Below are 24,474 nucleotides of genomic sequence, written 5' to 3'. Positions count from 1 at the left end.
GGAGCGATGACGACACCGTCGTCGAGCGGCATACCCCGGGGCGGTCCTCCGCTGACCGAGGAGGAAGCCGAGGGCCTGCTGCGATGTATCTGTTTCAAGACGGGGCCGCCGCGCGCGGTCGGGGCGGAGCTGGAATGGCTCGTCCACGAACTGCGTGACCCCCGTCGTCCCGTGCCGCCGCCCCGGCTCGCCGCGGCGATCGACACCGTACGGGCCGTGCCGCTGGTGGCGGCCCTCACCTTCGAACCCGGCGGGCAGCTGGAGCTCAGCTCGCCGCCCGCCGCCTCCCTCATGGAGTGCCTCGACTCGCTCGCCGCGGATCTGCGGGCGGTACGGGCGGCGCTCGCCCCGCTCGGACTCGGCCTCAGCGGCTACGGGGTGGACCCGTGGCACGCGCCCCGCGAACGGGTGCTGCACGAGCCGCGCTACGACGCCATGGAGCTCGTCCTCGGCCGGACCGGTCCGTCCGGGCGGGCCATGATGTGCGAGTCGGCGTCCGTGCAGGTCTGTCTGGACGCCGGCCTCGACGACGACGGGCCGCTGGGCTATCGCAGCCGCTGGCGGCTCGCCCATCTGCTCGGCGCGGTCCTGGTGGCCGCGTTCGCCAACTCGCCCGTGCACGGCGGGCGCCGGACCGGCTGGCGGTCGACCCGGCAGGCGCTGTGGACGGATCTGGATCCGACCCGGGCGCTCGCCCCGTCGCCGGACGGCGAGCCGCGCGCCGAGTGGGCGGCGCACGTCCTGGACACCCCGGTGATGTGCGTGCGCACGCCGAGCGGCCCGTGGGCGGTACCGGAGGGGCTGACCTTCCGGGACTGGCTGCGCTCGGGCGCGCCGCGCCAGGCGGACGCGGACGATCTGCACTACCACCTGACGACCCTGTTCCCGCCGGTCCGGCCGCGCGGGCATCTGGAGCTTCGGATGATCGACGCACAGCCCGGCCCCGACGGCTGGATGGTTCCGGTGGCGGTCACCACCGCCCTCTTCGAGGATCCCCGGGCCGCCGCGGCCGCCCATCAGGCGGTGGAGCCGCTGGCGGCGCTCGCCGGGGACGGCCCCGCGCCGCGCAACGCTCTGTGGCGGACCGCCGCCCGGGACGGACTCACCGACCCGGCGCTGCACAAGGCGGCGCTGACCGTGTTCGAGGCGGCCCTGGACGCGCTGCCCCGGATCGGCGCGACCCCCGACGTGCTGGGCGCGGTGGCCGCGTTCCACGCACGGTACGTGGTGCCGGGCTGCTGCCCGGCCGACGAGCAGCTGGAGGTGGCCTCATGACCGCGCCCGCCGAGCAGGATCTGAAGCAGCGGACGGCGGTGGCGCTGACCCGGGCCCGCGAGCGCACCGCGCTGCTCACCTCCTGCGTCGAGGACTCCGAACTGACCGCGCAGCACTCGCCGTTGATGTCGCCGCTGGTGTGGGACCTGGCGCACATCGGCAACCAGGAGGAGCAGTGGCTGTGGCGGGCGGTCGGCGGCCGCGAGGCGCTGCGGCCCGAGATCGACTCGATGTACGACGCCTTCGAGCACCCGAGGGCCAGCCGGCCGACGCTGCCGCTGCTCGCCCCCGCCGAGGCGCGGGCGTACGCGGCGGACGTACGCGACCGGATCCTGCACGTGCTCGACGGCACCCGCCTGGAGGGGCGGCCGCTGGTGGACGCGGCCTTCGCCTTCGGGATGATCGCGCAGCACGAACAGCAGCACGACGAGACGATGCTGATCACCCATCAGCTCCGCAAGGGACCGGCGGCGCTGACCGCCCCGCCCCCGCCGGCGACCGCGGACGGAGCACCGGAGCAGCGTGAAGTCCTCGTCCCCGGCGGCCCGTTCACCATGGGCACCTCCGACGAGCCGTGGGCGCTGGACAACGAACGGCCCGCGCACACCCGGATCGTGGCGTCCTTCCACATCGACACCGTGCCCGTCACCAACGGCGCCTACCAGGCCTTCATGGCCGACGGCGGCTACCGCGACGAACGCTGGTGGCAGGCCGAGGGCTGGGACCAGATCCGCCAGCACGCCATCGAGGCCCCGCTGTTCTGGCGCCGGGAGGGCGGGCAGTGGCTGCGCCGCCGCTTCGGGGTGACCGAGCCGGTCGCCGAGGACGAGCCGGTGCTGCACGTCAGCTGGTACGAGGCCGACGCCTACGCGCGCTGGGCCGGACGCCGGCTGCCCACCGAGGCCGAGTGGGAGAAGGCCGCCCGCCACGACCCGGCGACCGGCCGGTCCCGCCGCTATCCGTGGGGCGACGCCGACCCCACGCCCGTACACGCCAATCTGGCGCAGCGGCATCTGGGGCCCGCGCCCGCCGGGAGCTATCCGGAGGGGGCCTCGCCGCTCGGGGTGCGGCAGCTGATCGGCGACGTGTGGGAGTGGACGGCGAGCGACTTCCTGCCGTATCCGGGCTTCACCGCCTTCCCGTACAAGGAGTACTCGGAGGTCTTCTTCGGCCCGGAGCACAAGGTGCTGCGCGGCGGCTCGTTCGCCGTGGACCCGGTGGCCTGCCGGGGCACCTTCCGCAACTGGGACCTTCCGGTGCGGCGGCAGATCTTCGCCGGGTTCCGCACCGCCCGCGACGCGGAGCCCGCCTGATGTGCCGTCATCTCGCGTTCGTCGGGGCGCCGGTGGCGCTCGGCGAGCTGCTGCTGAGGCAGCCGCACTCCCTGGAGCACCAGTCCTGGGCTCCGCGCACCCAGGCCAGCGGGACGGTGAACGCCGACGGCTTCGGGGTCGGCTGGTACGCGGACGGCGACCCGCGGCCCGCCCGCTACCGGCGGGCGGCGCCGATCTGGGGCGATCCCGGCTTCGCGGACCTCGCCCGGGTGGTGCGCACCCGGGCGCTGCTCGCCGCCGTACGGGGCGCGACCCTGCCCGGCGCGGACGGCGAGGCCGCGGCCGCTCCGTTCGCGGCCGACCACTGGCTGTTCAGCCACAACGGGGCGGTGCCCGGCTGGCCCGGTGCGCTGGTGCCGGTCGCGGCGACCCTGCCGGCGGCGGCGCTCCTCGGCCTCGCGGCCCGTACCGACTCGGCCCTGGTGTGGGCGCTCGTCCTGCACCGGCTGCGCGCCGGGGCGGCGCCGGGCGCCGCGCTCGCCGCGACCGTGCGGGAGGTGGCCGGGGCGGCACCCGGCGCCCGGCTCAACCTGCTGCTCACCGACGGCTCGACCGTCGCCGCCACCACGTGGGGGGACTCGCTCTGGTACCTGACCGGGCCCGGCCGGACGGTCGTGGCCTCCGAACCGTACGACGACGATCCGGGCTGGACGGAGGTGCCGGACCGCACGGTCCTCACCACCCGCCCCGGCGGGGTCGTCCTCACTCCGATCGAGGAGCCCTCCCCGTGAGCCCGTTCCAGCTGACCCGCACCCTCGCCGAGGACGCCATGGACGCCGCGCTGCGCGTCGACGTGCTGCACGGCCTGACCCGTACGCCCAAGGAGCTGCCGCCGAAGTGGTTCTACGACGCGCACGGCAGCGAGCTGTTCGAGGAGATCACCCGGCTGCCCGAGTACTACCCGACCCGGGCCGAGCGTGAGGTGCTGATCGCCCGCGCGCCGGAGATCGCGGCGGCGACCGGGGCGCGCACCCTGGTGGAACTGGGCTCCGGCTCCTCGGAGAAGACCCAGCACCTGCTGGACGCGCTGCTGCCCGGCCTGGAGTCGTACGTCCCCGTGGACGTCAGCGAGTCCGCGCTCAAGGGCGCGGGCGACGCGCTGCTCGCCGAGCGGCCGGCGCTCCGGGTGCACGCCCTGGTCGCCGACTTCACCCAGGGCATCGTGCTGCCGCCGACCATCGGCCCGCGTCTGGTCGCCTTCCTCGGCGGCACCATCGGCAATCTCCTTCCGGAGGAGCGGCGGGAGTTCCTGCGGGCGGTGCGCGCGGCGCTGCTGCCGGGCGACGCGCTGCTGCTCGGCACCGACCTGGTGAAGGACGAGGCGACGCTGGTCGCCGCCTACGACGACGCGGCCGGGGTGACGGCGGCCTTCAACAAGAACGTGCTCGCGGTGGTGAACCGGGAGCTGGGCGCCGACGCCGACCCGGCCGACTTCGACCATGTGGCGCTGTGGGACCCCAAGCACGAGTGGATCGAGATGCGGCTGCGGGCCCGGCACGCGCTCGCCGTGAAGATCCGGGAGCTGGATCTCGTGGTGCCGTTCGAGGCGGGTGAGGAGCTGCGCACGGAGGTCTCGGCGAAGTTCCGTCAGGACGGGGTACGGGCGGAGCTGACGGCCGCCGGCTTCGCACCGTCCCGCTGGTGGACGGACGAGCAGGGGCGGTTCGCGCTCTCGCTGGCCACGGTGGTCTGAACCGGGATCGCGGGAAGCGTGAGCGGCACGGGCGCGGCCGGGTCGAGGGCGACGGCCGCCTCCGCGGCGCGCGCCAGGACGCGCCGGGCGAGGTCACGCCGGTCCCGGGACTGGGGGTCCGGGGCCCGGCGGCCCAGGGACTCGGGGTCCGGGGACTGAGCGTCCGGGATCCTGCGGTCCAGGGACCCAGGGTCCGGGGCCGAACAGCCCGGGATCCGGGAACCCCACGCCCGGGAATCCGATGCCTGCCACCCCGGAGCCCGGCGGCCCGGGGACTGACGGTCCCGGGACTGAGAGTCCGGGATCCGGGAACCCCGCGCCCGGGAGTCCGATGCCTGCCGCTCCCGGGCCGGGCGGCCCGAGGCCCGGCCAGCCCGCCCGCGCCCCTCCGCCTCCGCCTCCGGCGAGATCGGCTCCATCAGCCGTATCTCGGCGACGAGTCCACGCGTGGTCGCGATCCGCCAGAGCGAGGCGCCGAGGGAGTCGTCGCCGACGTAGCCGGCGGGGCCGACGGGGGTGTAGTGGAGGCGTACGGGCTGGATCGGGGCACCGGCGTCGACGGCGGCCTGGAAGGCGGCCGGACGGAACGGGCCGCGGGCCCGGCCGCACCAGGTGGAGCCCTCCGGGAAGACGATGACCCGGCCGCCGGAGGCGAGCGCGCCGGCCATGGTGGCGACGGTGCCGGGCAGGCTCCGCAGCCGGTCGCGGTCGATGAAGACGGTGCCGCCGAGCGCGGCGAGCGGGCCGAGCACGGGCCAGCCGCGCACCTCGCGCTTGGCGAGCATCCGGCCCGGCAGTACGGCCGCGACCAGCGGGATGTCCAGCCACGAGATGTGGTTGGCGACCACGAGCAGCGGGCCCGCGCCCGGCACGGGCCGGCCGGTGACCCGGAGCCGTACCCCGAAGGCCCGCAGCACTCCGCGGCACCACAGCCGGACCAGGAGGAGCCGGCCGGCGGCGGGCAGCGGGGCCGCGAGCGGGGCGAGCAGCACGCCCAGGAGCACCGCGGCGAGCCCGGTGGCCAGCCGGAGCGCGCCCGCGGCGGTGCCGCCGCGCGGGGCGGCGGCACCGGGGTGGGCGGCGCACCGGCCGGGCGTGCACGGCGCCGTGGGGAGCCACGGCGAGCCGGCCTGGGTGCTCACCGGCCGGGGGCGAGCGGGGCCGGGGCGAGCGAGAGGAAGTGGCGCAGGTAGCGGGGGTTGGTGCGGCGCAGCGAGAGCAGCACGTAGAGGTCGGCGACGCCGAAGTCGGGGTCGTGGGCGGGGGCGCCGCAGACCCAGGCGCCGAGCCGGAGGTAGCCGCGGAGCAGCGGCGGCAGGTCGGCCCGGCTGCCGGCGGCGGGCGGGGCGGCGCTCTCGGGGGTCCACAGGCGGTGCGGGGTGACCCAGTACTCCTCGGGGGCGAGGTGCTTGGTCCTGACGGTGTCCCAGGTGGTGGCGGCGAGCGCGCCGCCGTCGGCGAGCGGCACGGAGCAGCAGCCGGACAGCCAGTTGTGGCCGGTGCGGGTCATGTAGCGGGCGAGGCCGGCCCAGACGAGGGCGATGACGGCGCCGTTGCGGTGGGCGGGGTGGACGCAGGAGCGGCCGACCTCGACCAGGTCGTGGCGGATCGGGGCGAGCCGGCCGAGGTCGAACTCGCTCTCCGAGTAGAGCCGGCCGGCGACGGCGGCGCGCTCGGGCGACAGGATGCGGTAGGTGCCGACGACCTCGCCGGTGTCCTCCTGGCGTACGAGCAGGTGGTCGCAGTAGGCGTCGAACGCGTCGATGTCGAGGCCGGGCTCGGGGCCGTCGAGGCGGGCGCCCATCTCGCCGGCGAACACCAGGTGGCGCAGCCGCTGGGCGGCGCGGACGTCCTCCTGGTCCCTGGCCAGGCCCACGACGTAGCGGGGCTGCGACTCGCCGTCGGCGCGCGGCTGGGCCGGGACGGCGGCGAGGGGCGCGGCCAGGGGTTCGGCGACGGGCTGGGCGAGGGGTACGGCGGCCATGTCGGGCTCCTCCGGCGGTGCGGACGGGGACGGTGGGAGCCGGGCCGTGCGAGCGGTGGCCCGGCCCCTCGTTTCTTCCGCGACCGACTGGATTCGACGTGACCGGACGGGGGCCGGTTGGTGTGGAGGCGCTGAATGGTGGGCGGAGGCCGTGACCGGAGCCGGGGCCGGAGCCGGGGCCAAGGCGGCGCCGAGGCCGGGGCCGCGACCGGAGCCGGGCCAAGGCGGCGCCGAGGCCAGGGCCGCGACCGGAGCCGGGGCCAAGGCGGCGCCGAGGCCAGGGCCGCGACCGGAGCCGGGCCAAGGCGGCGCCGAGGCCGGGGCCGCGACCGGAGCCGGGTCGACGGCCCCTGAGGCCGGTGGTCTACCGGCGGGCTATTCGCCGAGGACGTCGGTGATCTTCTCGGAGGCGTCCCTCGCGGCCTGCGCGGGGTCCTCGCCGGAGAGGACGGCGCTCATGTAGGGCTTGATCGGGTTGTCGGCCTCGACGTCGGCCCACTTCGGGGAGTTGGGGGTGGCCCGGCCGCGGGCGGCGCCGACGGCCATGGTGGCGGTGGCCTCCTGGCCGGCGACGAGGGGGGCGAGGGTCTTCTTGTTGGGCACGTAGTTCATGGCGCGGGCGAGTTCGCCCTGCCACTTCTCGCCGGCGAGCGCCTTGACGACGTCGAGGGCGGCGGCGCGGTCGGGCGCGTTCTCCGGGATGATCAGGTCGGAGCCGCCGGTGAAGACGGCGCAGGGCTGGCCGGCCTTCTTGCCCGGGATGGGGAAGAAGCCCAGCTTGTCCTTGAGTTCGGGGTTGGCCTTGGTGATGGCGGCGATGGCACTGGGGGCGGCGATCATCTGCGCAACGTCGCCCTTGGCGAAGACCTCGGCCTGCGGCGGGGTCTGCTCGTCGGCGTTCTTGGGGCCGTCGCCGAGGGCCTGGAGGCGCTTGTAGAAGTCCATGCCGCGCAGCGCGGCCGGGCTGTCGAGGGCACCGGCCCAGGCGCCGCCCTTGTCGACGGCGAGGTCGCCGCCCTCCTCCCAGATGAAGCCGGAGAGGGTGTACCAGTCCTGGCCCGCCAGGTAGATGCCCTGGGTGCCGCCGTCGTTGAGCTCGGCGGTGTCGTCGAGCCACTCGTCGCGGCTCTTGGGCGGCTTGACGCCGGCGGCGGCGAACAGGTCCTTGTTGTAGATGACGATGCGGTTGGCGGCGTACCAGGGGATGCCGTACTGCGCGCCGTCGATGCTGCCGGGCTCGGCGAGACCGGGCAGCCAGTCCTCGCTGCCGAGGTCGCGGACCGACTCGAGGGTGAGGTCGTAGAGCTTGTCGGTGTCGGCGTACTGCGCGACCTGGGTGTTGCCGACCTCGATGATGTCGGGCCCGCCGTCGCCGGTGATGGCCTCGGTGACCTTCTTGCCGATGCCGGTCCACTCCTGGATGGTGACTTCCAGTTCGATGTCGTCGTGCTCGGCCTCGTAGGCCTCGGTGAAGCGCTGGAGGAAGTCGTCGCTGACGCTGTCGCGCATCAGCCAGAGGTTCACCGTGCGGGTCTGGCTGCCGCCGGGGAGCAGTCCGCAGCCCGCGAGGGTGAGGGCGGAGACGACTGCCAGCGGACAGACGAGACGTCGGTTCTTCACGTAGGTCACCTTCTGCGGTCCAGTGCGTGACACCTGGTGGGGGCCACGGCATGGGGGCTGACCCGACGTGTGGGGGGACCTGACGGGAGGTTCGCGCGGGTATGTGGCCTGGATTCTGGTCTGGACCAAAGCGGATGGTCAAGTCCTGGACCATCGCCTTCTCGGGCCGCTCCCCGCTCGCCGGACCGGACGCCGACGTGTCGCGGACCTCTCCCGTCTGGGGCACGGTGGAGGGAACCCACCGAGGTCACGAGAGGAGTCCGGCTCCCATGTCGAACCACACCTATCGCGTCACCGAGATCGTCGGCACGTCCACCGAGGGCGTCGACCAGGCCATCCGGAACGGCGTCGAACGCGCTTCCCAGACCCTGAGGGGCCTCGACTGGTTCGAGGTCACCGAGGTCCGCGGCCATCTCGTCGACGGCGCGATCGAGCACTACCAGGTGGGCCTGAAGGTCGGCTTCCGGCTGGAGGAGGAGGGCTAGTCCGCGCACCTCCGCGACGGGGGGTGCGCGACGTGGGGGCGGCCGTCAGGTCCGCCCCTCCGTCTCCTGCGCCTCCCGCAGCGCCTCCGACGGCGCCGCCCAGCGGGCCCGGACCACGGTGAAGCCGGCCGCCTCGGCGGCGTCGCAGACCAGTTCGTCGTCGTCGACGAGCATCCGCACCTCGCGGTCCCTGGACAGCCGGCGCAGCACCTCCAGCTTGGTCTGCCGGGCCGGGCGGAAGTCCCGGTCGCGGCGCATGTGGACGGGGCCCTCCGGCAGCTCCTGGGCTTCGAGCCAGGCGAGGGTGTCCCGGCGGCAGCGCTCGGGACGCCCGGTCAGATAGACCACGTCGCACTCCTCGGCGCTCTCCCGGCACAGGGCGACGCCCTCCGGCAGCGGCGGGTCCTTGGGCGCGGCGGCGAAGAAACCGGCCCAGTCGCGCGGGCGGCCCTCCAGGAAGTGCTGCCGGTGGGCGGTCGAGGCGAGGGTGTTGTCGAGGTCGAAGACGGCCACGGGCCTGTGCTGTCGGGTCACTCCCCCAGCGTAGACAGGCCCGCTGACATCGCCCGTGACCCGCCCGACGGGGCCCGACCGGGGCGTGGTCGGCGCGCGGTCGGCCCACTGTCCGCGCACGGTCCGCACCGTCCGCGCGCGCGGCGGGAATCCCTCGCGCCGTAAGGCGTTGGAACGGGGGTGAGCAGCTTGACGACGCCCTCCGAGGCACTCCGCGGCATCCGCTTCTCGGTGCTCGACCGCTCCCGTACGCGGGACGGCGAGGATCCCGGCCGGGCGCTGCGCGACACGGTGGACCTGGCCCGGGAGGTGGAGGCGCTGGGCTACCACCGCTTCTGGGTCGCGGAGCACCACAGCGTGCCGGGGGTGGCCGGGTCCGCGCCGACCGTCCTTGCGGCGGCCGTCGCCGGGGCGACCTCGCGGATCCGGGTGGGGACCGGCGGGGTGATGCTGCCGAACCACCAGCCGATGGTGGTGGCGGAGCAGTTCGGGGTCCTGGAGTCGCTGTTCCCGGGGCGGATCGACATGGGGCTCGGCCGTTCGGTCGGTTTCACCGACGGCATCCGGCGGGCGCTCGGCCGGGACAAGGAGGACGCGGACCGGTTCGCGGAGCAACTGGACGAGCTGCTCGGCTGGTTCACCGGCACCCAGAGCGCGTATCCGCAGGTGCACGCCCGGCCCGCGGAGGGCCTGCGGGTGCCGCCGTACGTACTCGCGACCGGCGAGGGCGCGGCGATCGCGGCGGCGGCCGGGCTTCCGCTGGTGATCGGCGACCTGCGCGGCCGGGCGCGGCTGCGCGAGGCGGTGGAGACCTACCGGTCCGCGTTCGTCCCCTCGGCGTGGTCGGCCGAGCCGTATGTGACGGTCGCGGGCACGGTCGTGGTGGCCGGCAGCGAGGAGCGGGCCCGGCGGCTGCTGATGCCGGAGGCCTGGTCGCTGGCGTACGCGCGGACGGTCGGCGTCTTCCCGCCGCTGCTGCCGCCGGAGCGGATCGAGGAGCTGCCGATGTCGGAGAAGCAGCGCGGTTTCTACGAGGCGGGGCTCGGCGGGCATGTGTACGGCACCGAGGAGCAGGTCGCCGAGCAGCTGGCGCGGGCGGTCGAGGAGACGGGCGCACAGGAGGTCCTGGTGACGACGAGCACCCACGACCGGGTCGCGCTGCTCGACTCGTACCGTGCGCTGGCCCGGCTGGCCGGGCTGACCGCACCGGCGGGGCTGACCAGGGCAAACGAGGCAAGCCGCCCATAGAATCGGCGGATGCACGACACCGAAACCGGCACCGACCACGGCACCGACACCTTCTCCCCCGGCCCCGCCGCCCCTCATGATCCGTTCGTACGGGTGCGGGGCGCCCGGGAGCACAATCTGCGCGGGGTCGACGTGGACATCCCGCGCGACGCGCTCACCGTGTTCACGGGGGTGTCGGGTTCGGGCAAGTCGTCGCTGGCGTTCGGCACGATCTACGCGGAGGCGCAGCGCCGCTACTTCGAGTCGGTGGCGCCGTACGCCCGGCGGCTCATCCACCAGGTCGGGGCGCCGAAGGTCGGGGAGATCACGGGGCTGCCGCCGGCGGTGTCCCTGGAGCAGCGGCGGGCGGCGCCCAACGCGCGCTCGTCGGTGGGCACGGTGACCACCCTCTCCAACTCGCTGCGGATGCTGTTCTCCCGCGCGGGCGCCTATCCGCCGGGGGCGGAGCGGCTCGACTCGGACGCCTTCTCGCCCAACACGGCGGCCGGGGCGTGCCCTTCGTGCCACGGGCTCGGCCGGGTGCACGAGACGAGCGAGGAACTGCTCGTGCCGGACCCGGGGTTGTCGATCCGCGAGGGCGCGATCGCGGCCTGGCCGGGGGCCTGGCAGGGCAAGAACCTGCGGGACGTGCTCGACACCCTCGGCCACGACGTGGACCGGCCGTGGCGGGAGCTCGATCCGAAGGACCGGGAGTGGATCCTGTTCACGGACGAGCAGCCGGTGGTGACCGTCCACCCGGTGCGGGAGGCGAACCGGATCCAACGCCCGTACCAGGGCACGTACATGAGCGCCCGGCGCTATGTGCTGCACACCTTCTCCGACTCGAAGAGCGCCACGCTGCGGGCGAAGGCCGAACGGTTCCTGACCAGCGCGCCGTGCCCGGTGTGCGGAGGCAGCCGGCTGCGGCCCGAGGCGCTGGCGGTGACCTTCGCGGGACGCACGATCGCGGAGCTCGCGGGGCTGCCGCTGACGGCGCTCGCCCGGACGCTGGCGGCGCACGAGGGCTCGGAGACGGCGCGGGTGCTCACCGAGGACCTGGTGGCGCGGATCGCGACGGTGACCGAGCTGGGCCTCGGCTATCTGAGCCTGGACCGGGCGACGCCGACGCTGTCCAACGGGGAGCTGCAGCGGCTGCGGCTCGCCACCCAGCTGCGCGCCGGTCTCTTCGGGGTGGTGTACGTGCTCGACGAGCCGTCCGCCGGACTGCACCCGGCCGACACGGAGGCGCTGCTCGTGGTCCTCGACCGGCTGAAGGCGGCGGGGAACACGGTGTTCGTGGTCGAGCACCATCTGGACGTGGTGCGGCACGCCGACTGGCTGGTGGACGTGGGGCCGCGGGCGGGCGAGCACGGCGGGCGGGTGCTGCACAGCGGGCCGCCGGCGGCGCTCGCGGAGGTGGCCGGGTCGGCGACCCGTCGTTTCCTCTTCGACCCGGAGCCGGTGCCGGACCGGGCGGTGCGCACGCCGTCCGGGGAGCTGACGGTCGGGCCGGTGACCCGGCACAACCTCGACGGTCTGGAGGCCGTGTTCCCGCTGGGGGTGCTCACGGCGGTGACCGGGGTGTCCGGGTCGGGCAAGTCGACGCTGGTCGGGGCGCTCACCGAGACGGCCGAGGAAAACGGCGACGTGAGCCGGGTGGTGACGGTGGATCAGAAGCCGATCGGCCGGACCCCGCGCTCCAACCTCGCCACGTACACGGGCCTGTTCGACGTGGTGCGCAAGCTGTTCACGGAGACGGAGGAGGCCCGGGAGCGCGGCTACAAGGCGGGGCGGTTCTCCTTCAATGTGCCCGGCGGGCGCTGTGAGACCTGTCAGGGCGAGGGCTTCGTCTCGGTGGAGCTGCTGTTCCTGCCGAGCACGTACGCGCCGTGCCCGGACTGTCAGGGGGCCCGCTACAACCCGGAGACCCTTCAGGTGCGGCTGCGCGGGCTGACCATCGCGGAGGTGCTCGACCTGACGGTGGAGGCGGCCGGCGACTTCTTCGCCGACGTCCCGGCGGCGGCCCGCGCGCTGCGCACCCTGCTCGACGTCGGCCTCGGCTATCTGCGGCTCGGGCAGCCGGCCACCGAACTGTCCGGCGGCGAGGCCCAGCGCATCAAGCTCGCCGCCGAGCTGCAGCGACCGCGCCGCGCGCACACCCTGTACGTCCTGGACGAGCCGACGACCGGGCTGCACCCGGCGGACGTGGAGGTGCTGATGCGGCAGCTGCACGGGCTCGCCGACGCCGGGCACACGGTGGTCGTGGTCGAGCACGACATGGACGTGGTGGCCACCGCCGACCGGGTGCTCGACCTGGGGCCGGGCGGCGGCGCGGAGGGCGGCCGGATCGTGGCCGAGGGGACCCCGGCGGAGGTGGCCCGGACGCCGGGGAGCCGGACCGCGCGGTTCCTCGCGGCCCGGCTCGGGCTCTGAAGCCCCTGGACTCCCCGCCGGAGGTCACCGGCGATCACCGGAGGTACCGGTGGTCAGCGGGGGTCGAGGAACTGCACCTCGAGGGTGACCTTGATGACGTCGCCGAGGACGCCGGGCGCGAAGTCCAGGCCGTAGTCGCTGCGCCGGAACTCGCCGGTGGCGTCGAAGCCGGCGTGCTGGTGCCCGTCCACCGGGTTGTCGACGACCCCGCCGAACTCGACGTCGAAGACGATCGGCCGGGTGACGTCGCCGATGGTGAGCTCGCCCTCCAGGGTCCACTCCTCGCCGTCCCCGGCGATCCGGGTGGAGCGGAAGGTCATCGTGGGCCGCTTCTCGACGTCGAGCAGGTCGGCGGCGCGGACGTGGGCGTCCCGGTCCGGGTTGCCGGTGTCGACGGAGGCGAGCGCCACGGTCGCGGTGATCGAGGAGGTCTCCAGGGTGTCGCCGACGACCAGCTCGGCCTGGAGCTCGTTGAAGCGGCCGCGCACCTTGGAGATCCCGAAGTGGCGGATGGTGAAGCCGACGGCGGAGTGCAGCGGGTCGAAGGCCCAGCGGCCCGGGGCGAGCGGCAGGACGGTGGGCGTGGCGGGCGTGGTGGGGCGGGATTCGGTGGTCATGGCACCCACGCTGCCGCGCCGCCGGGGCCGGAGGAAGGCCGTGCCGAGACGGGTAGTACGGAGCCTGGTAGTGACGAGCCTGGTAGTGACAGGGCCACCCTCGCCCGCGGCCGCGCCCGTACGCTGGACCGATGAGCGACAACGAGCTGGGCGCGTTCCTGCGCGCCCGTCGTGAGGCCGTGCCCCCCGCCGAGGCCGGCCTCCCGGCGGGCCCGAGGCGGCGCACCCCGGGACTGCGCCGGGCGGAGCTGGCCATGCTGGCGGGGATCAGCGTGGAGTATCTGGCCCGCCTGGAACAGGGCCGGGACCGCAACCCCTCGCCGCAGGTGCTCGGCGCCCTGAGCGAGGCCCTGCGGCTGCCGCTCGAAGCCCGGCTGCACCTGCGGAACCTGATGAAGTCGGGCTCCCACCACCACATCTGCACCCGGGCGCCCGCCCCGGCGCAGGAGGTGCGGGCCACGGTCCGGGCCCTGCTCGACCGGCTCGGCCCGACCCCGGCGGTGGTTCTGAACATGCTGGGCGAGGTCGTGGCGCACACCGACGGCTACGCCCGGCTCGCCGGCCCCGTGGGTCTGCTCGACGACGACCGGCCGAGCCTGCCGCGTTTCGTCTTCACCGACCCCAGGGCCCGTACGGTCTACCCGGACTGGGACCGGGTGGCGGACCAGCAGGTGGCGGGGCTGCAGCTGTCGATCACCCGGAACGATCCGCACATGGCCGAGCTGGTCCAGGAGCTGACGGTGACCGCCGGCCCGGCCTTCTCCTCGCGGCTCGACGCGCCCGCGCCCGTACCCTCCCGCTCCGGCGTGGACCGCTTCGTACATCCGGAGGCGGGTGAGCTGCGCCTCGCGTACGAGGTGCTGGAGCCGACCGAGACGGACGCCCAGCACCTCGTGGTGTACCTGCCGGCCGACGAGGCGTCGGAGTCGGCGCTCGACGGCCTGATGGGCCGCCGTCCGGGCACCCTGCGCGCCGTCGGCGCCTGAGCCCGGACTCTTACATCCCTTCCGGGTGTAGGTAGGTACACCCCGATCCGGCACCTGGAGGCAGTGTCCGGGCCCGCTCCCGACGGCAGAGTCGACGTCGACCGATGAGAAGCCGGACGACGGGGAGGCCGAGGGGCATGCGGGTGTGGAAGGCGGAGACGGGGGTGTTCCTCGCTGTCGCATTCGTGGCGGCGGGGCTGCTCGGGGCGGTGCAGCCGGCGACGGGGGTGCCCGCCGAGGTGGTGCAGCTGACCCAGTTCGGGCCGGCGGCTGGGGTCCTGGCGGTGGCCCTGCTGTGGCCGGGGCGGATCCGGGACCGGCTCGCCGGGACGCTGCCGGCACGCGGGGGCCGCGCGCGGGGCCTGGGGCTGCTGCTCACGGCGCCGTTGATCATCGGCCTTGCGGCGGGAGCGTACGCGTTGTGGACCGGCGGTCCCGGGTTCACCGATCCCCGGAGCCTCGCCCACCCCTTCGCGCTGGTCGTGGCGGCGCAGCTGGTCGGCGCCTGCGGGGAGGAGATCGGCTGGCGCTGCTTCCTCCAGCCGCTGCTGGGCGCCCGGTTCGGCCCGTGGGTGGCCTCCGTCCTGGTCGGTGCGGTGTGGGGGGTGTGGCACGTGGGGGTGTTCGCCGAGACGCCGGCGTACGCGGCGGGGTTCTTGGTGGCGACGGTGGCGATGTCGGTGGTGCTCGGCCTCGGTCTGGAGCGGATCCGGGCGAACCGGCTGCTGCTCGCGGGCGGCTTCCACACGCTGGTGAACCTGGGGATGCTGCTGTTCATGGACGAGGAGTCGGGGGCGGCGGCGCCGATGGTGCTGTTCGGTCTCGCGTGCCTGGTCGCGGCGGTGCCGTGGGTGGTGGCGGCCGGGCGGCGGGCGCCGCTGGATACCATCGTGGCGGCGCGGCGGGGCGCGCTCTGACATGGGGGAACGACGGGTGGGGAGAGTGCGGGGCGCCTGGACGGCGCTGGTCCGCTGCCAGCGGGTGTCGCTGCGCACACTCGTCCTCCCCCTGTACGGGAGCGGGGTGGTGTTCGCGCTGCTCCTGCTGCCGGTCGGGCTCGGCTTTCCGCTGCTGCCGCCGGTGGCGGCCGCCCTGCGCCGCCGCTCCGACGCGCGGCGGGCCCGGCTCGCCCGCTGGTCGGGGATCGACATCGCCGCCCCGGGATCCCTCCCCCGTACGGCCAGGGCCGTCCTCGGCGACGAGGGCTTCTGGCGGGATCTGCGCTGGGCGTGGCTGGAGCCGCTGACCGGCGGTCTGCTCGTCGCGGTGCCGCTCTCGCTGTTCTGGTTCGGGGTGTTCGGCGCGGTGGTCCAGCCGTTCGTGTGGCGGGAGTTGGGGGACGGCAACTGGTACGCCTTCGTGCCGGTGGTCTCCCCCGCCACCGCGGTCGCTGCGGCGCTGCTCGGGCTCGGCTTCGTCGCGGGCTCGGTGGCACTGGCGCCGTGGACGCTGGCCGGGTACGCCCGTTGGAGCCGGCGCGCGCTCTCCGTACCGTACGAGACGGTGCTCGCCCGCCGGATCGACCAGCTGACCGGAACCCGGGCCGACGCGCTCGACTTCCAGGCGGCCGAACTGCGGCGGATCGAGCGGGACTTGCATGACGGGGCGCAGGCGCGGCTCGTGGCGCTCGGGATGACCCTGGCGGAGGCGGCCCGGCGGCTCGACGAGGATCCGGCCGCCGCGCGGGCGCTGCTCGCGGACGCGCGGGAGGTGTCCGAGCGGGCGCTCGGGGATCTGCGGGAGCTGGTGCACGGGATCCTGCCGCCGGTCCTGGCCGACCGGGGGCTGGGTGACGCGGTGCGGTCGCTGGCCCTCGACTCCTTCCTCGACGTGGCGGTGGACACCGCCGGTCTGCCGCCGGGCCGGCTGCCGGCGGCCGTGGAGTCCGCGGCCTACTTCGCGGTGGCCGAACTCCTCGCCAACGCGGCCAAGCACGCCGGCGCCCGCGAGGTCCGGATCGTCCTCACGCACACCGGCGGCGCCGACGGGCTGTTGCGGGTGACCGTCGCCGACGACGGGCACGGCGGCGCGGCCTATGCCGCGGACGGGGACGGCGGCGGTCTGCACGGTGTGCGGCGCCGGCTGCGCGCCTTCGACGGAACCCTCGCCCTGGACAGTCCGCCGGGCGGCCCCACCCTCGCGACCCTGGAGATACCGTGCGCGTCGTCCTCGCCGAAGACCTCTTCCTCCTCCGGGACGGGCTGACCCGCACCCTGGAGGAGCACGGCTGTGAGGTGGTCGCCGCCGTCGACAACCATCCCGCCCTGGTCCGCGCCCTGCGCGAGGAGCGCCCGGACGTGGCCGTGATCGACATCCGGCTGCCGCCGGGCTTCACCGACGAGGGGCTGCGGGCCGCCCTGGACGCGCGCCGGGAGCGGCCGGGGTTCCCGGTCCTCATCCTGTCGCAGTACGTGGAGCAGTTGTACGCGCAGGAGTTGCTGGCCGGCGGGGAGGGCGCCGTCGGCTATCTCCTGAAGGACCGGGTGACGCACACCGCTCAATTCGTCGACGCGGTACGGACGGTGGCCGCGGGCGGCACGGTGCTCGACCCGCAGGTGGTGGCCCGGCTGCTCGCCCGCAGCGACGCGCGCGGGAACACGGCCGCGCTCACCCCGCGCGAGCACGAGGTGCTGCGGCTGATGGCGGAGGGCCGGTCGAACGCGGCGGTCGCCACCGCGCTCCACATCAGTGAGAGCGCGGTGGCGAAGCACACGGCGGGCATCTTCGGGAAGCTTCGGATCGAGCCGTCGGCCGACGACAACCGGCGGGTGCTCGCCGTCCTCGCGTACCTGCGCCGGTGAGGGCTGAGGGCTGAGGGCTAGGAGCGGGCGGCCTTGCGGCGGGCCCGCAGCCACTCCTTGTTCATGGCGGCGATCGAGGGCAGCGGGATGCCCTTGGGGCAGGCGGTGGCGCACTCGCCGGTGAGCGTGCAGCCGCCGAAGCCCTCGGCGTCCATCTGGGCGACCATGTCGAGGACCCGGGTCTCCCGCTCGGGCGCGCCCTGCGGCAGCACGTTCAGATGGTTGACCTTGGCCGAGGTGAACAGCATGGCGGAGCCGTTGGGGCAGGCCGCGACGCAGGCGCCGCAGCCGATGCACTCGGCGTGCTCGAAGGCGAGGTCGGCGTCGGCCTTGGGGACCGGGGTGGCGTGCGCCTCGGGCGCGGAGCCGGTGGGGACGCTGACGTAACCGCCGGCCTGGATGATCCGGTCGAAGGCGGAGCGGTCGACGACCAGGTCCTTGACGACCGGGAAGGCGGCGGCCCGCCAGGGCTCGACGTCGATGGTGTCGCCGTCGCGGAAGGACCGCATGTGCAGCTGGCAGGAGGTGGTGCGCTCGGGGCCGTGGGCGTCGCCGTTGATGACGAGGCTGCAGGCGCCGCAGATGCCCTCGCGGCAGTCGTGGTCGAAGGCGACGGGGTCCTCGCCGCGCAGGATCAGCTCCTCGTTGAGGGTGTCCAGCATCTCCAGGAAGGACATGTCGGGCGAGATGCCGTCGACCTCGTAGGTGGCCATGGCGCCCTCGGCGACGCCGTTCTGCTGGCGCCAGACGCGCAGGTTCAGCCTCATGCGTAGCTCCGCTGGGTGGGGTGGACGTACTCGAAGGTGAGGTCCTCCTTGTGGAGGACGGGGGCGGCCCCATCGGCGAACTCCCAGGCCGCGGCGTACGAGAACTCCTCGTCGCGGCGGGCGGCCTCGCCGTCCGGGGTCTGGGACTCCTCGCGGAAGTGGCCGCCGCAGGACTCGGCCCGGTGCAGGGCGTCGAGGCACATCAGCTCGGCGAGCTCCAGGTAGTCGACGATCCGGTTGGCCTTCTCGAGCGACTGGTTGAACTCTTCTCCGGTGCCGGGGACCTTGATCCGGCGCCAGAACTCCTCGCGGATCTCGGGGATGCGGCGCAGCGCCTTGCGCAGGCCCTCCTCGGTGCGGGCCATGCCGCAGAACTCCCACATGACTTCGCCGAGTTCACGGTGGAAGGAGTCGGGGGTGCGGTCGCCGTCGACGGCGAGGAGGAGGTTCAGCCGGTCCTCGGTCTCGGCGAGCACGTCCCGGACGGCGGGGTGGGCGTCGGTGACGGGTTCGGCGTGCGGGTGGCGGGCCAGGTAGTCGTTGATGGTGGCCGGGAGCACGAAGTAGCCGTCGGCGAGGCCCTGCATGAGGGCGGAGGCGCCGAGCCGGTTGGCGCCGTGGTCGGAGAAGTTGGCCTCGCCGATGGCGAAGAGGCCGGGGATCGTGGTCTGGAGGTCGTAGTCGACCCAGAGTCCGCCCATCGTGTAGTGCACGGCGGGGTAGATCCGCATCGGCGTCTCGTAGGGGTTCTCGGCGGTGATCCGCTCGTACATGTCGAAGAGGTTGCCGTACTTCTCCTCGACCTTGGCGCGGCCCATCCGCCGGATGGCGTCGGCGAAGTCGAGGTAGACGCCCTGTCCGCCCGGGCCGACGCCGCGACCCTCGTCGCAGACGTTCTTGGCGGCGCGGGAGGCGATGTCGCGGGGCACGAGGTTGCCGAAGGAGGGGTAGATCCGCTCCAGGTAGTAGTCGCGCTCGTCCTCGGGGATCGCGTGCGGCGGGCGGGTGTCGCCCTGGGCCTTGGGGACCCAGATGCGCCCGTCGTTGCGCAGCGACTCGCTCATCAGGGTGAGCTTGGACTGGTGGTCGCCGGTGCGCGGGATGCAGGTGGGGTGGATCTGGGTGAAGCAGGGGTTGGCGAAGTACGCGCCGCGCCGGTGGGCCCGCCACACGGCGGTGGCGTTGGAGTTCATGGCGTTGGTGGAGAGATAGAAGACGTTGCCGTAGCCGCCGGTGGCGAGGACCACGGCGTCGGCGTAATGGGTGGAGATCGCGCCGGTGATCAGGTCGCGGGCGACGATCCCGCGGGCCCGGCCGTCGACCACGATGAGGTCGAGCATCTCCGTACGGGGGTGCATCTCGACGTTGCCGGCGGCGATCTGCCGGGACAGCGCCTGGTAGGCGCCGAGGAGGAGTTGCTGGCCGGTCTGGCCGCGGGCGTAGAAGGTGCGGGAGACCTGGACGCCGCCGAAGGAGCGGGTGTCGAGCAGGCCGCCGTACTCGCGGGCGAAGGGGACGCCCTGGGCGACGCACTGGTCGATGATCTCGACGGAGATCTGGGCGAGCCGGTGCACGTTGGACTCGCGGGCGCGGAAGTCGCCGCCCTTGACGGTGTCGTAGAAGAGGCGGTGTACGGAGTCGCCGTCGTTGCGGTAGTTCTTGGCGGCGTTGATGCCGCCCTGGGCGGCGATGGAGTGGGCGCGGCGCGGGGAGTCCTGGTAGCAGAACTGGACGACGTGGTAGCCCTGTTCGGCGAGGGTGGCGCCGGCGGAGCCGCCGGCCAGACCGGTGCCGACGACGATGATCCGGTGGCCGCGGCGGTTGGCGGGGTTGACGAGCTTCGCCTGGAAGCGGCGGGTGTCCCAGCGGTCGGCGATGGGTCCGGCGGGGGCGGCGGTGTCGGCGATGGGTGCGCCGACGGTGAAGTCGGGGTTGATCGAGGGGTTGCTCATGGTCAGTTCACCACTCCGGTCATGACGCCGACGGGGACGGCGATGAAGCCCGCGGTCAGCACGAGGGCGAGGGCGTTCGCCAGGAATTTCAGGGCTCGTTCGCGGCGGGCGTTGCCGACGCCGAGGGTCTGGGCGGCGCTCCAGAAGCCGTGCCGGACGTGGAGGCCCACGGCGAGCATGGCGACGATGTAGATGACGTTGCCGTACCAGGTGGAGAAGGTGTCGATCACGTTCTGGTAGGGCTTGCCGTCCTCGAAACCGCCGGTGTGGACGGTGCCGGCGGTGAGGTCGAGGACGTGCCAGACGATGAAGAGGCCGAGGATGACGCCGCCCCAGCGCATGGTGCGGGTGGCGTAGGAGGAGCCCTTGCGCCGGTGCGCGTAGCGGGTGGGGCGGGCCTTGAGGTCGCGGCGGCTGAGCTGGTACGCGGAGACCGCGTGCGCGACGACGGCGGTGAGCAGCGTGATCCGGGCGATCCAGAGGCCCCACTGGTGGTGCAGGACGGGGGCGCCCATGACGCGCAGCCAGTGGCCGTAGCCGTTGAACTCCTCGGGGCCGAAGAAGATCTTGAGGTTGCCCGCGACGTGCGCGACGAGGTAGGCGAGCATGATCAGGCCGCTCACGGCCATCACGGTCTTCTTGCCGAGGGTCGACGCCCAGAAGCCGCGGGTGGGGGCGGGGGGTGGGGCGGTCTGCCGTGCGGACTTCGTTGCCAGAGCCATGGAAAAGACGCTAGGGCCGAAGGACCCGAGAGGTCCAAGACATGGTTCGGCTCATCTCGATAGGCGCCACCTATGAATGCGGGTAGGCTTGACGCATGCAGTTCCAGCAGCTCCTGTACTTCGTCGCCGTCGCCGAGACCCGCCACTTCACCCGGGCCGCCGAGCGGGTGCATGTCTCGCAGCCCTCACTTTCACAGCAGATCAAGGCGCTTGAGCAGGAGCTGGGCGCGGAGCTGTTCAGCCGGGCCCGCGGGAACATCGCGCTCACCGACGCGGGCGAGGCGCTGCTGCCGCTGGCCCGCCGGATCCTCGCCGACACGGACACCGCGCGGCACGAGGTGCAGGAGCTGGTGCAGCTGAAGCGGGGCCGGGTGCGGCTCGGCGCGACGCCGTCTCTGTGCACCGGGCTGCTGCCGGACGTGCTGCGCGACTTCCACGACCTGCATCCGGGGATCCGGCTGCTGATCGAGGAGGGCGGCTCGCACGACCTGGTACGGGAGCTGGCGCGCGGCGCGCTCGACCTGGCGCTGGTGGTGCTGCCGCTGCCGACGCCGTCGCCCGCGCTGACCACGGTGGAGCTGCTGACGGAGGACCTGGTGGTGGTGTCGTCGGCCTCGGCTCCGGCGCCGCGGCGGCCGGTGCGGATCGCGGAGCTGCGGGAGCAGCCGCTGGTGATGTTCCGGCACGGGTACGACCTGCGGGAGCTGACCGTGGCCGCCTGCCGCGCGGAGGGCTTCGAGCCCTCCTTCACGGTCGAGGGCGGCGAGCTGGACGCCGTCCTCGGCTTCGTCCGGGCCGGGCTCGGCCTCGCCGTCGTCCCGGCCATGGTCGCCGCCCGCGCCGGCCGCGACCTCCGCGTCACCGCCCTGGCCCGCCCGGGCCTCCGCCGCACCATCGCCCTGGCCCACCGCAGCGACGTCGCGCCGCCGCGGGCCGCCCGGGAGCTCCAGAAGCTCCTGATGGCCTCACGCCGGGGCGGGCCGCTGGCCTGAGGCCCGCCGTTCGGGGTGGGCACGGCGCCCCGCCCCGCGTGCGGGCACCGTTCGGCAACGCGCCGCCCCCTACACCGCGTCCACCAGCGCCAGCGACCGGATCCGGTCCGGGGCGCCCGGGCGGGCGTAGTACCAGCCCTGGGCCGTGTCGCAGCCGAGGGCGCGGAGTTGCTGGGCCTGGGCGCCGGTTTCGACGCCCTCGACGGTGACGGCGAGTTCGAGGCTGTGGGCGAGCTGGACGATGCCCTCGACGATCTTGATGTCGACCGGGTCCGCCGGGTGCTGCTGCATGCCCTGGGTGAAGGAGCGGTCCAGCTTGAGGACGCTCACCGGGAGGCGGCGCAGGTTGGCCAGGTTGGAGTAGCCGGTGCCGAAGTCGTCGAGCGCGATGTCCACGCCCATCTCGGCGAGTTGCCGCAGCGGCTTCAGGAGGTCGTCGTCGGCGCCGATGAGCGCGGACTCGGTGACCTCCAGGCACAGCGCGCCCGGTTCGAGGCCGGAGCGCTCCAGGACGTCGACGGTCTCGGCGACCAGGCCGGGGTGGTGCAGCTGGGTCGGCGAGAGGTTGACGTTGATCCGCAGCGGCCCGGTCGCGGGGTGCCCGCCGGGCGCCTCGTCCTGCCAGAACCGGGCCTGGCGCACCGCCTCCTGGAGCACCCAGCGGCCCAGCGGCACGATGAGCCCGGTGTTCTCGGCGAGCGGGATGAAGCGGTCCGGGCCGAGCACCCCGTGCTGCGGGTGGCACCACCGTACGAGCGCCTCCGCGCCGTGCACGCTGCCGTCGCCGAGGTGCACCAGCGGCTGGTACTCGATGAAGAACTCGCCGCGCTCCAGGGCGGCCGGCAGCGCGGTGGTCAGCCCGTGCCGGGTGATGGCCCGCGCGTCGGCCTCCTCGTCGGCGTACTCGAAGCGGTTGCCGCCCGCCGACTTGGCCCGGTACATGGTGATGTCGGCGCTGCGCAGCACCTCCGCCGCGGTCCGCTCCCCCGCCGGCCCCTCCACCACGCCGACGCTGCCGCGCACGGTGAGCTCGCGCCCGTCGATGCTGATCGGGGTGGCGAGCGAGGCCAGCATCCGGTCGGCCAGTTCGCCGACCTTGCGCTCGCTGCCGGGGCCGGTGGTGAGCGCGACGAACTCGTCGCCGCCGAGCCGGGCGACCATCTCGCCGGGCGCGGCGACACAACTCTGCAGCCGGTCGGCGACCTCGACGAGCAGCCGGTCTCCGGTGGAGTGCCCGAGGCTGTCGTTGATCACCTTGAAGCCGTCGAGGTCGAGGTAGGCCAGGCCGAAGCCGGCGTCGCCGCCGGGGCCGAGGGTCTTCTCCAGGCGTTCGAAGAACAGCGTGCGGTTGGGCAGCCCGGTGAGCGCGTCATGGGTGGCCTCGTAACGCAGCCGGAGGTTGAGCAGCCGCCGCTCGGTGGTGTCCTCCATCAGCGCGAGCTGGTACTGCGGCAGGCCGGCCGCGTCGCGCAGCAGCGAGACGGTGAGGTTGGTCCACAAGACCGTGCCGTCGCCGCGGTAGTACGGCTTCTCGACGCGGTACGACTCGCGCTCGCCGCGCACCAGTTCGTCGTACAGCCGCCAGACGTGCGGGCCGTCCTCGGGATGCACCCATTCGACGATGTTCTTGCTGGTGACGGTCCCCTCCAGGCCGCCGAACATGCGGGTGAGGGCCTCGTTCACCTCCAGGATGTTGCCGTTGAGGTCGGCGATGCCGATGCCGACGGCGGCGCCGTCGAAGACCGCGCGGAAGCGGCTCTCGGTGGCGTGCAGGGCGAGTTCGGCGGCGCTGCGCGCGGACAGCGCGGAGTGCGCGATGGACTCCTGCTCGGCGAGGGTGCGTTCGCGCAGGGCCTGGGCGAAGCCGGCCGCCATGGCGTGCTGGAGCCGGGCGCAGCGGGCGCGCAACTCCTCGGCGCCGACGCCCTGTTCGTCGCCGCAGTACAGCACCAGGTAGGCGTCGACCACGCCGAGGCTGCGGGCGAGCGCGTCCGGGTCGGTGCAGTGGGCGGCCACCAGGGCCTGCCCGACCCGGTGTGCGGGCGCCGTGTCGAAGGGCCGGGCGTGCAGCGCGTCGCACAGCTCCCGGGCGGGCGGCAGCAGGTGCTGCTCGAACTCCTGGCGGGTCATCGAGGTGGCGGTGACCGGGAACACGGCGCGGCTCCAGATGGTCACGAACCGCCTGAGTCTGTCCTCCGGTCCGTCGGCCACGGAACCGGCAGGCTGGGACGGCACCTTCACGCCTTGCGCCCCACCCCTGCGAACCCGGAGAAGGCGAAGGGATCCTCCTCCTCGTCGGGACTGTCGGGCCGCCACAGGGGCATGGGCACGACGCCCGGCTCGACGATCTCGGTGCCGTCGAAGAAGCGGGTGACCTCCTCGCGGGAGCGCATCACCAGGGGGTTGCGGATGTCGCGGTAGACGCCGACGGCGCCGCCGGCCCGCTCCTCCGGCACGGGGATGCCCTCGTACGAGGCGTGGGTGAGGACCAGCATGCTGCCGGGCGCGAGCCCCTCGAGCAGCTCGGCGACGGCGGCGCCCGGCTCGTCCGAGTCCTCCAGGAAGTGCAGTACGGCGACGAGCAGCAGGGCCACCGGGCGGTCCAGGTCGAGGAGTTCGGTGACCTCGTGGCTGTGCAGGATCTCGCGCGGCTTGCGCAGGTCCGCGGCGACCACGGCGGAGCGGGGGTCGTCGCCGAGCACGGCCCTGCTGTGGGCGACGGCGACCGGGTCGTGGTCCACGTAGACGACCCGGGCGGCCTCGCTGGCGGCCTGGGCGACCTCGTGGACGTTGCCGAAGGTCGGTATCCCCGAGCCGATGTCCAGGAACTGCGTGACGTCGTTGTCAACCGCGTGCCGCACGGCCCGGCGCATGAAGGCACGGTTCGCCTGCATGATCTTGGGGAGTCCCGGCAGGAACTCCATGGCCTTGCGGGCCGCTTCCCGGTCCACTTCGAAATTGTGCGAGCCGCCCAGATAGAAGTCGTACATACGGGACACGCTCGGCACCGAAATATCGATGCCCGGCGGAGCCCAGGCGGGACGCTCCATCAAAGTCTCCAACAAGTCGCCGT

At 74.0% G+C, this 24,474-nt stretch carries 22 protein-coding genes; 12 read left to right on the top strand and 10 right to left on the bottom strand.

Annotation, left to right across the window (positions count from 1 at the left end):
- The first annotated feature begins 6 nt into the window (after positions 1-6).
- From egtA to egtD, 4 genes are read left to right on the top strand one after another with little or no spacing between them, the layout of a single operon-like run.
- Entirely contained in the window at positions 7-1,275 is a 1,269-nt protein-coding gene (egtA, locus tag JAO84_RS33085) for an ergothioneine biosynthesis glutamate--cysteine ligase EgtA (protein ID WP_370416145.1), read from the top strand.
- A complete protein-coding gene (gene egtB, locus JAO84_RS33080) occupies positions 1,272-2,588 on the top strand; it encodes an ergothioneine biosynthesis protein EgtB (protein ID WP_370416144.1) in 1,317 nt (438 codons plus the stop codon). Before egtA ends, egtB begins: the two co-directional genes overlap by 4 nt.
- Positions 2,588-3,340 (top strand): ergothioneine biosynthesis protein EgtC, encoded by a 753-nt coding sequence (egtC, locus tag JAO84_RS33075; RefSeq protein ID WP_370416143.1) that lies wholly within the window; start codon positions 2,588-2,590, stop codon positions 3,338-3,340. The genes egtB and egtC overlap by 1 nt, the downstream gene beginning before the upstream one ends.
- A complete protein-coding gene (egtD, locus tag JAO84_RS33070; protein WP_370416142.1) occupies positions 3,337-4,302 on the top strand; it encodes an L-histidine N(alpha)-methyltransferase in 966 nt (321 codons plus the stop codon). The genes egtC and egtD overlap by 4 nt, the downstream gene beginning before the upstream one ends.
- Here egtD and JAO84_RS33065 read toward each other — a convergent pair.
- From JAO84_RS33065 to JAO84_RS33055, 3 genes are all read right to left on the bottom strand, one after another.
- Complete coding sequence (locus JAO84_RS33065; RefSeq protein WP_370416141.1) at positions 4,197-5,444, bottom strand: lysophospholipid acyltransferase family protein; 1,248 nt, start codon at positions 5,442-5,444, stop codon at positions 4,197-4,199. The genes egtD and JAO84_RS33065 overlap by 106 nt on opposite strands.
- A complete protein-coding gene (locus tag JAO84_RS33060) occupies positions 5,441-6,286 on the bottom strand; it encodes a GNAT family N-acetyltransferase (protein ID WP_370416140.1) in 846 nt (281 codons plus the stop codon). Before JAO84_RS33060 ends, JAO84_RS33065 begins: the two co-directional genes overlap by 4 nt.
- A 375-nt stretch (positions 6,287-6,661) precedes the next feature.
- The gene (locus tag JAO84_RS33055; RefSeq protein WP_370416139.1) at positions 6,662-7,906 is read right to left on the bottom strand and encodes an extracellular solute-binding protein; all 1,245 of its coding nucleotides are present in this window, start codon (positions 7,904-7,906) and stop codon (positions 6,662-6,664) included.
- A gap of 269 nt (positions 7,907-8,175) precedes the next feature.
- Between JAO84_RS33055 and JAO84_RS33050 the strand changes: the two genes are divergently transcribed.
- On the top strand, positions 8,176-8,391 hold the full coding sequence (locus JAO84_RS33050; RefSeq protein ID WP_265867684.1) for a dodecin: 216 nt from the start codon (positions 8,176-8,178) through the stop codon (positions 8,389-8,391).
- Positions 8,392-8,436: 45 nt separating this feature from the next.
- Here the strand turns inward: JAO84_RS33050 and JAO84_RS33045 are convergent, their stop codons facing one another.
- A complete protein-coding gene (locus JAO84_RS33045) occupies positions 8,437-8,925 on the bottom strand; it encodes a hypothetical protein (RefSeq protein WP_265867683.1) in 489 nt (162 codons plus the stop codon).
- A 168-nt stretch (positions 8,926-9,093) separates the two neighbouring features.
- Between JAO84_RS33045 and JAO84_RS33040 the strand changes: the two genes are divergently transcribed.
- Complete coding sequence (locus JAO84_RS33040; RefSeq protein WP_370416138.1) at positions 9,094-10,152, top strand: LLM class flavin-dependent oxidoreductase; 1,059 nt, start codon at positions 9,094-9,096, stop codon at positions 10,150-10,152.
- 9 nt (positions 10,153-10,161) lie between these two features.
- Positions 10,162-12,564 (top strand): ATP-binding cassette domain-containing protein, encoded by a 2,403-nt coding sequence (locus JAO84_RS33035; protein WP_370416137.1) that lies wholly within the window; start codon positions 10,162-10,164, stop codon positions 12,562-12,564.
- Positions 12,565-12,617: 53 nt separating this feature from the next.
- Here the strand turns inward: JAO84_RS33035 and JAO84_RS33030 are convergent, their stop codons facing one another.
- A complete protein-coding gene (locus JAO84_RS33030) occupies positions 12,618-13,181 on the bottom strand; it encodes a YceI family protein (RefSeq protein ID WP_370416136.1) in 564 nt (187 codons plus the stop codon).
- Positions 13,182-13,312: 131 nt separating this feature from the next.
- On the opposite strand from JAO84_RS33030, the gene JAO84_RS33025 reads away from it, so the two are divergent.
- The 4 genes from JAO84_RS33025 (at position 13,313) to JAO84_RS33010 (ending at position 16,968) form a co-directional block, all read left to right on the top strand.
- Entirely contained in the window at positions 13,313-14,167 is an 855-nt protein-coding gene (locus JAO84_RS33025; RefSeq protein WP_370416135.1) for a helix-turn-helix domain-containing protein, read from the top strand.
- 137 nt (positions 14,168-14,304) lie between these two features.
- Positions 14,305-15,084 (top strand): lysostaphin resistance A-like protein, encoded by a 780-nt coding sequence (locus JAO84_RS33020; RefSeq protein ID WP_370416134.1) that lies wholly within the window; start codon positions 14,305-14,307, stop codon positions 15,082-15,084.
- A gap of 16 nt (positions 15,085-15,100) precedes the next feature.
- Entirely contained in the window at positions 15,101-16,372 is a 1,272-nt protein-coding gene (locus tag JAO84_RS33015) for a sensor domain-containing protein (protein WP_370416133.1), read from the top strand.
- Complete coding sequence (locus JAO84_RS33010; RefSeq protein ID WP_370416132.1) at positions 16,324-16,968, top strand: response regulator; 645 nt, start codon at positions 16,324-16,326, stop codon at positions 16,966-16,968. The genes JAO84_RS33015 and JAO84_RS33010 overlap by 49 nt, the downstream gene beginning before the upstream one ends.
- A 17-nt stretch (positions 16,969-16,985) precedes the next feature.
- Here the strand turns inward: JAO84_RS33010 and JAO84_RS33005 are convergent, their stop codons facing one another.
- The 3 genes from JAO84_RS33005 to JAO84_RS32995 are packed head-to-tail and all read right to left on the bottom strand — an operon-like array spanning position 16,986 to position 20,409.
- Positions 16,986-17,735 (bottom strand): succinate dehydrogenase/fumarate reductase iron-sulfur subunit, encoded by a 750-nt coding sequence (locus tag JAO84_RS33005; RefSeq protein WP_370416131.1) that lies wholly within the window; start codon positions 17,733-17,735, stop codon positions 16,986-16,988.
- Complete coding sequence (locus tag JAO84_RS33000) at positions 17,732-19,687, bottom strand: fumarate reductase/succinate dehydrogenase flavoprotein subunit (protein ID WP_370416130.1); 1,956 nt, start codon at positions 19,685-19,687, stop codon at positions 17,732-17,734. Before JAO84_RS33000 ends, JAO84_RS33005 begins: the two co-directional genes overlap by 4 nt.
- Before the next feature lie 2 nt (positions 19,688-19,689).
- Positions 19,690-20,409, bottom strand: coding sequence for a succinate dehydrogenase (locus JAO84_RS32995; protein ID WP_370416129.1), 720 nt, complete (start codon positions 20,407-20,409; stop codon positions 19,690-19,692).
- A gap of 95 nt (positions 20,410-20,504) precedes the next feature.
- On the opposite strand from JAO84_RS32995, the gene JAO84_RS32990 reads away from it, so the two are divergent.
- On the top strand, positions 20,505-21,401 hold the full coding sequence (locus tag JAO84_RS32990; protein ID WP_370416128.1) for a LysR family transcriptional regulator: 897 nt from the start codon (positions 20,505-20,507) through the stop codon (positions 21,399-21,401).
- Positions 21,402-21,470: 69 nt separating this feature from the next.
- Here JAO84_RS32990 and JAO84_RS32985 read toward each other — a convergent pair whose 3' ends face one another.
- On the bottom strand, positions 21,471-23,642 hold the full coding sequence (locus JAO84_RS32985; RefSeq protein WP_370416127.1) for a putative bifunctional diguanylate cyclase/phosphodiesterase: 2,172 nt from the start codon (positions 23,640-23,642) through the stop codon (positions 21,471-21,473).
- Positions 23,639-24,451 carry an SAM-dependent methyltransferase gene (locus JAO84_RS32980; RefSeq protein WP_370416126.1) on the bottom strand — a complete coding sequence of 271 codons (813 nt, stop codon included), beginning with the start codon at positions 24,449-24,451 and terminating at the stop codon, positions 23,639-23,641. Before JAO84_RS32980 ends, JAO84_RS32985 begins: the two co-directional genes overlap by 4 nt.
- Positions 24,452-24,474 lie beyond the last annotated feature (23 nt).

It is taken from the genome of Streptomyces fradiae (genome assembly GCF_041270065.1).
Lineage (GTDB): Bacteria > Actinomycetota > Actinomycetes > Streptomycetales > Streptomycetaceae > Streptomyces.
Note: the sequence above shows the minus strand (reverse complement) of the source record. Positions and strands in the feature narration are given on the sequence as shown.

What these genes read in the sequence shown, in the direction of transcription:
- egtA (WP_370416145.1), top strand. Translation starts at nt 7, where the DNA reads ATGACGACACCGTCGTCGAGCGGCATACCCCGGGGCGGTCCTCCGCTG.
- egtB (WP_370416144.1), top strand. Translation starts at nt 1,272, where the DNA reads ATGACCGCGCCCGCCGAGCAGGATCTGAAGCAGCGGACGGCGGTGGCG.
- egtC (WP_370416143.1), top strand. Translation starts at nt 2,588, where the DNA reads ATGTGCCGTCATCTCGCGTTCGTCGGGGCGCCGGTGGCGCTCGGCGAG.
- JAO84_RS33060 (WP_370416140.1), bottom strand. Translation starts at nt 6,286, where the DNA reads ATGGCCGCCGTACCCCTCGCCCAGCCCGTCGCCGAACCCCTGGCCGCG.
- JAO84_RS33050 (WP_265867684.1), top strand. Translation starts at nt 8,176, where the DNA reads ATGTCGAACCACACCTATCGCGTCACCGAGATCGTCGGCACGTCCACC.
- JAO84_RS33035 (WP_370416137.1), top strand. Translation starts at nt 10,162, where the DNA reads ATGCACGACACCGAAACCGGCACCGACCACGGCACCGACACCTTCTCC.
- JAO84_RS33030 (WP_370416136.1), bottom strand. Translation starts at nt 13,181, where the DNA reads ATGACCACCGAATCCCGCCCCACCACGCCCGCCACGCCCACCGTCCTG.
- JAO84_RS33025 (WP_370416135.1), top strand. Translation starts at nt 13,313, where the DNA reads ATGAGCGACAACGAGCTGGGCGCGTTCCTGCGCGCCCGTCGTGAGGCC.
- JAO84_RS33020 (WP_370416134.1), top strand. Translation starts at nt 14,305, where the DNA reads ATGCGGGTGTGGAAGGCGGAGACGGGGGTGTTCCTCGCTGTCGCATTC.
- JAO84_RS33005 (WP_370416131.1), bottom strand. Translation starts at nt 17,735, where the DNA reads ATGAGGCTGAACCTGCGCGTCTGGCGCCAGCAGAACGGCGTCGCCGAG.
- JAO84_RS33000 (WP_370416130.1), bottom strand. Translation starts at nt 19,687, where the DNA reads ATGAGCAACCCCTCGATCAACCCCGACTTCACCGTCGGCGCACCCATC.
- JAO84_RS32995 (WP_370416129.1), bottom strand. Translation starts at nt 20,409, where the DNA reads ATGGCTCTGGCAACGAAGTCCGCACGGCAGACCGCCCCACCCCCCGCC.
- JAO84_RS32990 (WP_370416128.1), top strand. Translation starts at nt 20,505, where the DNA reads ATGCAGTTCCAGCAGCTCCTGTACTTCGTCGCCGTCGCCGAGACCCGC.
- JAO84_RS32980 (WP_370416126.1), bottom strand. Translation starts at nt 24,451, where the DNA reads ATGGAGCGTCCCGCCTGGGCTCCGCCGGGCATCGATATTTCGGTGCCG.